Origin of the sequence: Streptomyces sp. NPDC059248 (assembly GCF_042753905.1) — a bacterium.
Classification (GTDB): Bacteria; Actinomycetota; Actinomycetes; order Streptomycetales; family Streptomycetaceae; genus Streptomyces.
Genome location: NZ_JBHYZV010000079.1, coordinates 19,103 through 32,317, shown reverse-complemented (window position 1 = coordinate 32,317; position 13,215 = coordinate 19,103). Strand labels below are relative to the sequence as shown.

Genomic DNA, 13,215 nt, shown 5'->3' with positions numbered 1-13,215 from the left:
CCCCCCCGGGGGGCCCCCCCCCCCCGACGAGACGCGAGGTGGCTAGGACCGGCGTGGGACGGGGATGACGTAGCGGTTGAAGAGGAGGTCGCGCATCACGTCGTCGCCGCCTTCGACGATCGAGACGTAGCGCACGTCCCGGACGAGCTTTCCGATGGGGTGGTCGTTGGTGTAGCCGAGTCCGCCGAACATCTCCGAGCCGACGGAGGCCACGTCCCAGGCCGCCTGGCCGCAGAACATCTTCGCCGTCAGCGCCGTCTTGAGCGTGCCCTGGCGGGCGAACACAGCCGGGGCCTGGGGGTCCGACATGACCTTGTCGTAGTCGCGGGCCGCGCGGAGGCAGTGGCCCTTCATGACGTCGATCTGCATCTCCATCTGCCCCAGCTTCTGTGCGAAGACCGGGCTCTGGACGAGCGTGCCGCCGCGGAAGGGCTTCGTTTTGGCATAGGTCATGCAGTGGTCGCGGATGCGCCGGGCGATACCGACCGCCGTTGTGGCGATCAGGATGCGGCTCGCGTTGAGGCCGATCTCCAGGAGTCGCAGCCCCGAGCCCGCCAACTGGTTGGCCTTCGGCACCCGGCAGTTGTCCAGCCGCACCTGGTAGGTGTGGGAGGCCCGGAGGCCGATGACGTCCCACCGCTTGACGATCTCGATGCCCGGGGTGCCCCGGGGGACGAGGATCGCGTGGTACTCCTCGGGGTTGTCCGCGGCTCGGGCCACGACCACGATGAAGTCCGCGAAGTCGGTGTTGGTGGAGAAGAACTTGTCACCGGTGATGACGAGGTCGTCCCCGTCGCGGGAGACGACCGTCTCGATCCTGTCCAGCTCGCTGCCGGCGTTCCGCTCGCTCCCCAGTGCCGCGCAGAACGAGCCGCGGGCGGCCATCGGCTCCAGGTAGCGGGCCTTCAGCTCGTCCGATCCGTAGAGCTGGACCATGCTGGTGCCCAGGACCGAGATGAACAGGGTGAAGGCCACCCCGGCGTCGCCGTAGGAGATCTCGTTCACGATCTCGACGCTGTCCTCCAGGGACAGTCCGCGGCCGCCGAGCTCCTCGGGCAGCCACCAGTTGGAGAGCCCCGTCTCGCGGAACGCGTCGTACACCTGGTGGGGTTTCTCCGCCAGGGTGTCCATCTGCTCGCCGTCGCCGCTCAGGTGCTCCTTGACGAACCGGCGAACGGTCTTCAGGTCCTCGGTGTTCATCGTTCCTGTCCTCACTCGGAGAAAACTCGTTCGATCAGGTCCGCGGCATCCATCGAGTCGAGCTCCTCCTCGGCCTCTTCCGCGGCTGCGTCCTCGTCGTCCCGCTGCTCCCCGTCCTGGGCGTCCGGTGCGAACAGCAGCTCCCACAGGCGTTCGGCCAGGGCGGCCGGGGTCGGGTAGTTGTAGATGACGGTCGGCGGGATCTGGATCCTGGTGTCCTGTTTGACGTGGTTACGGAACTCCACACCGCTCAGCGAGTCGAAGCCGATCTCCTGGAAGGACATATCGGCGTCGATGTCGTCGGCGTCGGGATAGCCCAGCACCACCGCCGCGGTGGACAGCAGCAGGGCCCGGAGTTCATCCACCTGGTCCGCGCGGTCCAGCCCCGCCAGCCGCTTGAGGACCGGGGGTACGGCGTCCTCCTCGACGCGCTCGGCACGCGGCTCGACCATGCCGCGCAGCAGCACCGGCGGGCTGTCCTGCTGCTCGATGGCGGTCCGGTCCAGCACGACGGGAACCAAGGACGCCTCGTGCCGTGCGAGCGCCGCGTCGAACAGGTCCACGCCCTGCTTCGCGGACAGGGGCACCATGCCATTGCGCCGGAAGCGGCGCAGGTCGGTCTCGGCGAGCTTGCCCGCCATGCCGACCTCCCACGGGCCCCACGCCAGTGCGAGCGCGGGCAGTCCGGCGGCCTTGCGGCCGGCCGCCAGGGCGTCGAGGAACGCGTTGGCCGCGGCGTAGTTGGCCTGTCCCGCGTTGCCCAGCGTGCCGACGACCGAGGAGTAGAGCACGAACGCGGAGAGTTCCGTCCCCGCCGTGAGCTCGTGCAGATGCCACGCGGCATCCGCCTTCGGACCGAGCACCCGGTCCAACTGCGACGGTGTCATGGAGTCCGACGCCGCGTCGTCCAGCACGCCCGCCAGATGGACGACCGCGGTCAGGGGGGCCGTCCCGGGGATGCGCGCCAACTGCTCGGCGAGGGCCGCGCGGTCGGAGACGTCGCAGGGTGCCTGGGTGACCGCGGCGCCGAGTGCGGTCAGCTCCTGTGCCAGTTCGGCCGCGCCCGGGGCCTGCGGCCCGCGCCGGCTGAGCAGCAGCAGGTTCCGTACGCCGTGCTCGGTGACGAGGTGCCGGGCGACCAGCTCGCCGAGGGCGCCGGTGGCGCCGGTGAGCAGGACGGTGCCCCGCGGGTCCCACTTCGGGCGGCCGGCCGCCGTCGCCCGCGCCACGACCAGGCGCGGGATGTGGAGCACACCGCCGCGGACGGCCGACTGGGGTTCGCCGGAGACGTCCAGGGTCCGCAGCGCGGCCCGGGACTCCTCGGTGCCGTCGGTGTCGACGAGTGCGAACTGGCCGGGGTGCTCGGCGAGGACCGCGCGCACCAGGCCCCAGATCGCCGCGCCCGCCGGGTCGGGTGTCTCTTCGCCGGTCACCGCCATCGCGTGCCGGGTGACGAACACCAGCGGCCCGTCCGTGGCGGTCTGCGCACGCAGCCTCTCCTGGACGCGGGCGAGCACATCCTGGGTGTGCCGCCGCGCCGCCGCCAGAACGTCCTCGTCCGGCGCCGGCTCGATGTACACGAACTCCGGGTTCGTACGGTGCGCGGCGTCCGCCGCCTCGGGCCGGGCCGTCCACTCCACGACGAACAGGCCGTCCTCACCGGCCCCACCGGTCAGCTGCGCCGCGGAGGCGGGCATGAGCAGGAGGGAGTCGACGGAGAGCACCGGCTGCCCGTCCTGGCCCGTGATCGCGAGGGACACCTCGCGTGGGCCCTTCCGCGCGATGCGCACCCGCAACCGCGGGCCGGCGGGGGTGTGCAGCGACACCCCCGACCAGGCGTAGGGCAGCAGGGCCGCCGCGCCCGCGTCCGCTCCCGCGGCTTCGGACCCGGACTCGGACGTGGCCTGTGCGAGGAGCGACAGCATCGGGTGCAGCGCGGCGTCGAAGGCCGCGGGGTGGACACCGAACCCGCCGGTGGCGTGTGCCACGCCGTCGGGGAGCCGGATCTCGCCGTAGACCTCGTCGCCCGCGGCCCACAGGGCGGTCAGCCCCTGGAAGGCCGGTCCGTAGCCGTAGCCCCGCCCGGTCAGCTCCGGGTAGAAGCCGGCGAGTTCGACCTCGGTGGCGTCCCGCGGGGGCCACGTCTGCGCCACGGCGTCCCGCGGGGCCGGTGCCGCCGTGGACAGATAGCCGGTCGCGTGCCGGGTCCAGGCGGGGGCCGGGCCGGCCGCCGCCCGGGAGTAGATCCCGATCTCGCGCCGCCCGGAGTCGTCGGGCCCGCCGAGGACGATCTGGAGGCGCACCGGGTCCGTACCGAGGATCAGGGGCGCCTGGAGGGTGAGCTCCTCCAGGCCGACGCCCGCGCCGCCGAGTCCGTCGGCGAGGCGACCGAGGTGACCGTCGAGATCCACGGCGCGGAGCGCCATCTCGACGAAGGCCGCGCCGGGGAAGACCGTGGCGCCGAAGACGGCGTGGTCGGCCAGCCACGGGTCGTCGGCCAGGGAGACCTGGCCGGTGAGGACGGTCTGGTCGCCGACCGCGAGGTCGGTGGAGGCCGAGAGGAAGGGGTGCTCGACGGAGGTGAGCCCCGCGCCGGCGACATCGCCCCCGGCGGCCGGCCGCTCCGCCCAGTACCGCTGCCGGTCGAAGGCGTAGGTGGGCAGCTCGGTATGGCCCGCGGCGACACCGAGCGCGCCGAGGTAGGCCGACCAGTCGACCGGTATCCCCTCGACATGGAGGCGGGCCAGCGCCGCGACGAACGACCGGGCCTCGGAGCGGTCCTTGCGCGCGAGGGGGACGGCCCGCACCTGCGGCGCCGTATCGGCCAGGCTCTCCTGCGCCATGGCGGACAGCACCCCGTCGGGGCCGACCTCCACCAGCACGTCGGCGCCTGCCCCGACCGCGGCGCGGACGCCGTCGGTGAACCGGACGGTGTCCCGTACATGCCGCACCCAGTACTCGGGACGCTCCAGCTCGCCGTCCTCGGCGATGCCGCCGGTCACGTTCGAGACGACCGGGATACGCGGCGGGGCGTACGTCACCGACCTGGCGACCTCGGTGAACTCCGCCAGCATGGGTTCCATCAGCGGCGAGTGAAACGCGTGGGAGACCCGCAGCCGGGTCGTCTTGCGGCCCTGCGCCGCGAAGACCGACCCGATCGCGACGACGGTGTCCTCGTCCCCCGAGACGACGGTGGACAGCGGGCCGTTGACGGCGGCGATCGACGCCGGTCCTTCCTGGCCTTCGAGCGCTTCGCGGACCTCGTCCTCGGCGGCTTGGACCGCCAGCATCGCCCCGCCCCTGGGCAGGGCCTGCATCAGCCTGCCGCGGGCGGCCACCAACCGGGCGGCGTCGGCGAGCGAGAACACCCCGGCCACATGGGCCGCGGCCAGTTCACCGATCGAGTGCCCCACCAGTACCGCGGGGGTGATGCCCAGCGACTCCAGCAGCCGGTAGGCGGCCACCTCGTACGCGAAGAGCGCCGGCTGCGTCATCCCCGTCTCGTCCAGCAGCGCCGCCGCGTCGGAGCCCTTCTCGGCCGTCACCACGTCGTCGATCCGGTGCTCAAGGACGGGGTCGAGTTCGGCGCAGACCTCGTGCCATGCCTTGGCGAACACCGGGAACGTACGGATGAGTTCACCGCCCATGCCCGGTCGCTGGCTGCCCTGCCCGGAGAACAGCACGCCGACGGCCGAGGCCAGGGGCCCGGGGGCTCCGGTGACCACGCCCGCGGCTCGCTCGCCCTTGGCCAGCGCCGCAAGACCGGTCAGCAGTTCCTCGTGCCCGTCGCCCAGGACCACCGCGCGGGTGTCGAAGTGGGCCCGTCGAGTGGACAGGGACAGCGAGACCCCGGCCACGGACGGCGCGGGCTCGGCGGACGCCGCCGCCCGAAGCCGCTCCGCCTGGCCGGCCAGCGCCTTGGAGCCGCGCGCGGACAGCAGCCAGGGCACCAGGCCGGCCGGCGTCTGCTCGTCGCCGCCATCGGGGAGCGGAGCGCCGTCGCCGTCGCCGTGGATATCGCCCTGCTCGATGACGACATGGGCGTTGGTGCCGCTGATCCCGAACGAGGAGACAGCCGCCCGTCGCGGCCGCCCGGACCGCGGCCATGCCCGCTCCTCGGTGAGCAGCTCCACCGCGCCCGAGGACCAGTCGATATGCCGGGACGGCTCCTCGGCATGCAGGGTGCGCGGTAGCGCGCCGTGCCGCATCGCCATGATCATCTTAATGATGCCGGCGGCGCCCGCGGCGGCCTGGGTGTGCCCGATGTTGGACTTCACCGAGCCCAGCCACAGGGGCTCCGTCCGCTCCTGGCCGTACGTCGCCAGCAGCGCCTGGGCCTCGATCGGGTCGCCCAGCGTGGTGCCGGTGCCGTGCGCCTCGACCGCGTCGACGTCCGACGGGGCCAGCCCGGCGCTCGCCAGTGCCTGCCGGATCACCCGCTCCTGCGAGGGGCCGTTGGGGGCGGTGAGCCCGTTGCTCTCGCCGTCCTGGTTGATCGCGCTGCCCCGGACCACGGCCAGCACACGGTGGCCGTTGCGCCGGGCGTCCGACAGCCGCTCCAGCACCAGTACGCCCACCCCCTCGGACCAGCCGGTGCCGTCGGCCGCGTCGGAGAACGCCTTGCAGCGGCCGTCGGGCGACAGCCCGCTCTGCCGCGCGAACTCCACGAACATGCCCGGCGTCGACATCACCGTGACACCGCCCGCCAGCGCCAGGGAGCAGTCACCCGCACGCAGCGACTGTGCGGCCAGGTGCAGCGCCACCAGCGACGACGAGCACGCGGTGTCCACCGAGACCGCAGGGCCCTCCAGGCCCAGGGTGTAGGCGACCCGTCCGGAGACCACGCTGGTCGCGCTTCCCGTCAGGGCGTGGCCGCCGAGGTCACCGGGTACGTCGTTCAGCTGCGGCAGATAGTCCTGGGCCATGGCGCCCATGAAGACGCCCGTCCGGCTGCGGCGCAGCGCCGTGGGGTCCTGCCCTGCGTGCTCCAGGGCCTCCCAGACGGCCTCCAGCACCAGTCGCTGCTGCGGGTCCATCGCCAGCGCCTCACGCGGGCTGATCCGGAAGAAGGCCGCGTCGAAGTCGCCGGCGTCGGCCAGGAAGCCGCCCTTGCGCGGGAAGTCCGCGCGGGCGTCCAGCCGCCAGCCCCGGTCCTCGGGGAACCCGGATATCGCGTCGGCGCCTTCGGACACCAGCCGCCACAGGTCTTCGGGGGACGAGACACCGCCGGGCAGCCGGCAACTCATGCCGACGATGGCCACCGGGTCGTCCGCGACGGCTGCCGCGGCGCCTGCCGTGACGGCCGCCGCGGTGTCCCGCTGGTGCTGGTCCTCACGCCCGCCGGAGAGCCGTTCGCGCAGGTGCCGCACGAGCAGGGTGGGAGTGGGGTGGTCGAACAGCAGGGAGGACGGCAGCCGCAGGCCGGTCGCGGGGGTCAGCCGGTTCCGCAGCTCCACGGCGGTCACGGAGTCGAAGCCCTGCTCCTTGAACGTGGCGTCCGCCTCGACCGCCCGGGGGTCGCTCAGTCCCAGTACGGCCGCCGACTGCGAGCGGATCAGCGTCCACAGCTCCTTGTCGCCCAGCACGGCCGGGGTGCCCTCGGCGGTCGGCGGGGCTTCGGCCACCTGCGGGGCCCGTCCGTGTTCGGCGGCCCCGGCGCCCCCGGGCGACGGCAGACCCTGCGGTACGGCCCCCTGGCCGGTGACCCAGTACGGCAGGCGCTGGAAGGCGTAGGTGGGCAGCTCCACGCGGCGCGCGCCGGTGAAGAGGCGGTCCCAGTCCACCTCGACGCCCTTGGTGTACAGCTCGGCCATGGACAGCAGCAGCCGTCGCGGCTCGTCCTCCCCACGGCGCAGTGTGCCCTGGACGACCGCGTCCTCCACGGTGTCCGAGATGGCCATGGTCACCACCGGATGCGGGCTGATCTCGACGAACACCCCATGGCCCGCGTCGGCGAGCTTCCCGATGGTCTCCGAGAACCGCACCTCCTGGCGGAGATTGCGGTACCAGTACTCGGCGTCCATGTCCCGTACGTCGATCGGGCCACCGGTGACCGTCGAGTAGAACGCGACGCCCGTGTCGGTCGTCTCGATGCCGTCGGCGGCGCGCAGCACCTCGTCCCGGATGGCCTCCACATGGGCCGAGTGGGAGGCGTAGTCGACGGGGATGACCTTGGCGCGGATGCCGCGGGTGCGACAGTCGTCGACGACGGCGTGCACGGCCGCCACGTCGCCCGAGACGACCACGGCGTTCGGTCCGTTGACGGCCGCGACCGACACCCGGTCGCGGTCCACGTCGGCGGCGGGCATGGCGAGCGAGGCCAGTGCGCCCTTGCCGGAGAGCGTGGCGTCGATGGCGAGGCTGCGCCCCACCGAGAGCCGCAGCCCGTGGGCGAGTGAGATGATCCCCGCCGCGCACGCGGCGGCGATCTCGCCCTGGGAGTGCCCCACGACGGCGTCCGGCAGGACACCCGCCGAACGCCACACCTCGGCCAGGGAGACCATCACGGCGAACAGGGCGGGCTGCACCACGTCCACACGGGCCAGCGCCTCCTCGTCCGCCAGCACCTCCCGGAGCGACCAGTCCACCATGGAGCCCAGCAGGTGCTCGCACTCCGTCATCCGGGCGGCGAAGACGGGGGACGAGTCCCACAGGCCGCGTGCCATGCCGGCCCACTGGGACCCCTGGCCGGGGAAGACCCAGACCACGCCCGCGGGGGCCGCCGCCGAGCCCTCGGTGATGTGCGCCGCGGGCTCGCCCGACGACAACGCCGCCAGGCCGGTGAGCAGTTCGGCGCGGTCGGCTGCGACGACGACGCCGCGGTGCTTGAGCGCCGAGCGGGTCGTGACGGTGGAGAAGCCGACGTCCGACGGGCGCAGGGTGTCGTCGTCCGCCACCCACTGCCGCAGCCGGCCGGCTTGGGCGCGCAGGGCGGCGGCCGACTTGCCGGAGACCACCACGGGAACCGGCTCACTCGGGCCGGCGGCGTCCGGTACGGCCTCCGGTACGGCGGCGACGGGTCGGGCGCCGACGACGAGATGGCAGTTGGTGCCGCCGACGCCGAACGAACTGACCCCGGCGATCCGGTCGTCGCCGGTCCACTCGCGGTTGGCCGCGTTGACCCGCAGACGCCAGGTGTCCATGGGGATGGCGGGGTGCGGCTCGGTGTAGTTGAGGCTCGCGGGGAGGACGCCCTGCCGCATCGACAGGGCGACCTTGATCAGTCCCACGACGCCCGAAGCCGCGTCGAGGTGGCCGATATTGGTCTTCACCGAGCCGACGAGCAGCGGATCATCGCCCGGCCGGGTCGCGGCGAAGACGGAGCCGAGGGCACCGGCCTCCACCGGGTCGCCGGCCCTGGTGCCGGTGCCGTGCAGCTCGACGTATCCGACCTGCTCCGGTACGACGCCCGCCCGGGCGTGGGCCTCGCGGAGCAGTGCCTGCTGCGCGAGGCTGTCGGGGACGGTCAGCGCCTGCCCGTCCCCGTCGTGGTTGACCGCACTGCCCAGCAGTACGCAGTAGACACGGTCACCGTCGGCGACGGCGTCCTCCAGGCGCTTGAGGACGACCATGCCCGCGCCTTCGCCCCGTACGAAGCCGTTGGCCCGCGCGTCGAAGGTGTAGCTGCGGCAGTCGGGGGACAGGGCGCCGGCCCGGGCCAGCGCGAGGGTGCTGTCCGGCACCAGGTTCAGATGCACCCCGCCCGCCAGCGCCGTCCGCGTCGCGCCCGACAGAAGGCTCTGGCACGCCAGGTGGACGGCGACGAGCGAGGAGGACTGAGCGGTGTCCACGGTCATGCTCGGTCCGTGGAAGCCCAGTTGGTGGGAGATCCGGTTGGCGATCAGGCCCCGGCTCAGCCCGGCGAGGGAGTGGTGCGAGACCGCGTCCAGGCCGTGCCGGGGGACGAGTGAGGCGTAGTCGTCGCCGGTGGCGCCCAGGAAGATCGCGGTGGACGTTCCCCGCAGGGACTCCGGCGCCGTGTGGGCGTCCTCCAACGCCTCCCAGCTCAGCTCCAGCGCCAGGCGCTGGCGCGGGTCCATCGCCGCGGCCTCGCGCGGGGATATGCCGAAGAACGCGGCGTCGAAGTCGGCGACCCGCTCGACGAATCCACCCCGGCGGTACGGCGCGAGATCCTCGACGTCGTACCAGCGGTCGGCGGGCGCCTCGGTGATGGCGTCCTCGCCGTCGCGCAACAGCTTCCAGAAGGCCCGCGGGTGGTCCGCCCCGGGAACCCGGCACCCCATCCCGACGACGGCGACGGCGTCCCGGACCGGGGCATCGTCCCGCCGCTCGACCTGGTTCACGTGCATCAGTTCAGACCTCTCCCAGTCAGGAAGCTCAAGCGTTGCTGTCGGATTCGAAGGTGGCGACCGGCGGGTCCGGTCACCGTCGGCGGACGGCGCCGCGGCGAGGACGCAGCCCGGGCCGGGTCCGTACCGTCCCGCCCGGCCCGCGACGCCCTGCGCGCACTCCCCCGTAGCCCTTCGGGCACGGGAGGTACCCGCACCGTTGCCGGGATCTCCCGAGTACGTCCCGGACGAGGTCAACCGCCCGGGGCACCACCCGTGCCGAAGGCCACGGGGAAGACGCACGCACCGGGCACCCCCGGCCGCCGGGCCGGGGGAACCGCGGGCCCCGCCCTGCGGGCGGACGGCGCTACGGTGCGGACACGGCCTAGAACAGGCCCTGGGCGCGCAGCTTCATCGACACCTCGACGAGGTGGTCGATCTGTTCATCGGTGTGCGCCGCGTTGACGATGATGCGCAGCACCGCCTGTCCCCGCCGCGCCGCCGGGTACAGATAGGGCGGGACGCGGATCCCGTGCTCCAGGAACGCGCCGAAGACCTCGACGCACTTCCTCTCGTCACCGATCATGACCGAGCTGAAGCAGGTCTCGGTGTCCGTGATCGGCAGCTCGGCGTCGAGCAGCTTCTTGCGGAAGCCGGCCACCTTCGCCAGATAGCTGTCGACGATCTCCGGCTCCTTCTCCGCCAGGAGCCGGGTGATGTAGCTCGCTCCGGCCGCGGCCGGAGCGGACATGCCGGCGGTGAAGGATCCGGTGCCGGAGAGGAGCTCGAATGCCTGGATGGCGTCCCGGGGGCCCGCGATCAGTCCGCCTTCGAGGCCGACGGCCTTCTTCATCGACACCATGATGAAGGTGGCGCGCAGCATGCCCGCGTACTCCTGGGCGAAGTTGCGGTGCTCGGGGCCGTAGACCAGGAAGCCGTTGGCGTCGTCGATGTACGACAGGGCGCCGTAGCGCTCGCATACGTCGACCATCTCGTGCATCGGGGCGACGGTGCCGTCGATCGAGTACACGGATTCGAACACCACCACGACCCGCTTGCCCTGCTGCTCCTTGAGGACCTCCTCAAGGCTCCCGACGTCGTTGTGGCGGAACGAGAAGAGGCGCTCACCGAACTTCAGGCCCTCCGCCGCCTTCCACAGCGACCAGTGCGCGTCCCGGTCGTACACGAAGACCGTGTCCCGGTTGACCATCGCCAGACCGGGCATGAAGGACTGGGTGTTGGCCATCGCGTTGATGAAGCCGATGTTCGCGACGGTGCCGGTCGCGAAGCTGATCGCGGCCTCCTTGCCCAGGTAGGCGGCGACCGTCTCCTCCATGTCGATGTGCGGGGGTGTGACGCCCTGCACGATCCGGGAGCCGCCGCTGCCGAGGCCGTACTGCCTGGTGGCGTCGACGAGGACCTGCATCACGTCCTCCCGGCGCTGAAGGTCCAGGAAGTTGACCGAGGCGAAGTTGGTCATCAGTTCGTCCGTGCCGTGCTTGGCGCCCGGGAGAATCCCGGACACCGGCGGTCCGCTGATGCCCAGCGCCCGTATGCCTTCGGCGAACTTGGCGAAATTCCAGCCGGGCATGGATGTCATGTGGTCTACCTCGTTCTTGGTTCTGGCTGTGTGGTGCTGCGTCGTGGCGGGACGGGCCGGGTCGTGACCCGGCTCAGCTGTACTTCGTCCAGTTGCGTCCGATCGACCGGATCAACTGCGGGTACACGAGCGTGCGGCGGATGGGCTTGATGGCGGCCATATAGGTCTTGCCGAATGTGCCGTTGGGCTTGACCAGGGCCGCCATCTGCGCGTGGTACCCGTCGCCTTCCTCGTCCTTGACCCACCCCATGTGCAGCAGGCAGTGCACGGTCTTGTTCGCCAGCTCGGCCACCCACTCGGTGTCCGTCTGGTACACGGAATAGAAGGGGACGACCTTGAGGTCGGGTCCCCGGCGTCCGTCCAGGAGGTCCTGCGGCAGCCGATCGCGCATCGTCGTCACCCGGTCGCCGAGACCGGACCCCCGCTTGTCCCAGCCCAGGATCGCCCCGAGCTTCCAGCGGATCGCGAAGAGGGTCCGCACGACGACGTCCGAGATCTCGTCGTCGTCGGGCGAGGCGAACTGCCGTACCAGACGGTCGAGATCGTCCGGGCCGCCGGGCGTCGGCAGGCGCCAGACGTCCTCGAGTTCGAAGTCCTTCGCGATCTCGTGGACGCGCCAAGGCCGGTCGTAGTGAGCGGAGTTGGGGAGCTTCATGGGGTGACCTCTGTTCATCTCGTATGGCTAAGCGCCGCACTGACTGGATGTCAGGCTTCGGGTTCGCCGACCAGGCTAGTCGCGCGGACACGCGGCCTCAGCTCGACCCGGGTCCCGTGTTTCGTCGTCATCGTCACGATGCGACTGCGGGGCCCTTCCGGCTTGGTGTCCTTGCGGTGCAGCTCGCAGGTGGACAGCACCTCGCGCAGGACGGCCTTCATCTCCAGGATGGCGATGCGGTCGCCCAGGCACCGGGTGTGACCGCCCCCGAACGGGATCCAGGTGTGCGCGCTGGGCTTGGTGTCCAGCCAGCGCTCCGGGCGGAACACCTGCGGCTCCGGGTAGATGGCCGGGTCGTTGTGGACCAGGATGCCGCTCGCCCACAGATGCATGCCCGGCTCGTACCGTACGCCGCCGATCTCGATCGGCTTCATCACCTCGCGGGGGATGATCTGGGGGGTCGGCGGGTACACCCGCAGCACCTCGTGGACCACCGCCGTCAGATAGCTGTCGCCGCCCTCGTCGATCTCGGCGACCAGTCGTTCGCGGACGGCCGGCTCCCGGCTCAGGGTCTCCAGCGCCCAGCAGATGGCGGCCGAGGTGGTCTCGGTGCCCGCGAGGAACATCGTCATGATCTCGTCGCGCAGTTCCACGGCGCTGAGCGCCGAGCCGTCCTCGCGGGTGATGCCGAGGAGCACCGCGAGCATGTCGTCCCCGGGCTCCCCGGACTCCATGCGCTCGGCGACGGCCTGGGCGATCAGGGCGTCCGCCCGGGCCCGGTTCTTGAAGAAGCGGTCGAGACCCAGGGGACGGACGGCCCTGAGCATCTTCACCGCGAACGGCGACATGGTGTGCGTCTCGATCATGGATGTGACGCGGCGGTTCAGGCTCAGCATGTCCCAGACCACTTCGTTCAGCTCGTCCCAGCAGGAGGGCACGTGCTTCCCGAAGACCACCTCACGGATGACCTGGATGGTGAAGCGGTGGATGTACGGGTACAGGGCCACCACCTCTCCGCGCGGCCAGGTGGCCACGATGCGTTCGGCCATCTCGTGGACCGAGGCCTCGATCCGCTTGTGCGCCGGGCCCTTGATGCTGGGCATCAGCTGCTTGCGCCGGGCGAGGTGCTTCTCCTCGTCCAGCCAGGCGAGCCCCGTCTGGCCGATGAACTTCTCCAGCGCCGAGCTCCCCTTGCCGGTGTGCAGGACGTCGCGCGGGGCGAGGAAGACCGACTTGATCTCGTCGGGGTCGGAGATCACGAAGATCGTGCTGCCCTCGGGCATGATGTTCAGCTCGAAGCGCTTTCCGTACCGCTCACGGCAGTTGAGCATGAACGACACGGGGTTGCGGAAGAGCTGCATCCCCTGGACGATCATGGGGCTGCGGGGACCCGGTAGCGCGGAGGCGGGTATGACCTCCTGCTGCGATGTGTTGAGCGTGTCCATTTCTGTCCTCATCCCTTTCATGACCGG

Annotated in this window: 5 protein-coding genes; all 5 read right to left on the bottom strand. The window is 71.7% G+C overall.

Annotated features, from left to right (window positions below):
- Positions 1-42 precede the first annotated feature (42 nt).
- Positions 43-1,200, bottom strand: coding sequence for an acyl-CoA dehydrogenase family protein (locus ACFXG1_RS27140; RefSeq protein WP_384722061.1), 1,158 nt, complete (start codon positions 1,198-1,200; stop codon positions 43-45).
- An 11-nt stretch (positions 1,201-1,211) separates the two neighbouring features.
- A complete protein-coding gene (locus tag ACFXG1_RS27135; protein WP_384744938.1) occupies positions 1,212-9,509 on the bottom strand; it encodes a type I polyketide synthase in 8,298 nt (2,765 codons plus the stop codon).
- Positions 9,510-9,873: 364 nt separating this feature from the next.
- Positions 9,874-11,088, bottom strand: a complete 1,215-nt coding sequence (locus ACFXG1_RS27130; protein WP_384744936.1) for an aminotransferase class I/II-fold pyridoxal phosphate-dependent enzyme — start codon at positions 11,086-11,088, stop codon at positions 9,874-9,876.
- A 73-nt stretch (positions 11,089-11,161) separates the two neighbouring features.
- Complete coding sequence (locus ACFXG1_RS27125) at positions 11,162-11,743, bottom strand: DUF2867 domain-containing protein (protein WP_384712112.1); 582 nt, start codon at positions 11,741-11,743, stop codon at positions 11,162-11,164.
- A 50-nt stretch (positions 11,744-11,793) separates the two neighbouring features.
- Entirely contained in the window at positions 11,794-13,188 is a 1,395-nt protein-coding gene (locus ACFXG1_RS27120) for a cytochrome P450 (RefSeq protein ID WP_384712115.1), read from the bottom strand.
- Between the last annotated feature and the right edge of the window lie 27 nt (positions 13,189-13,215).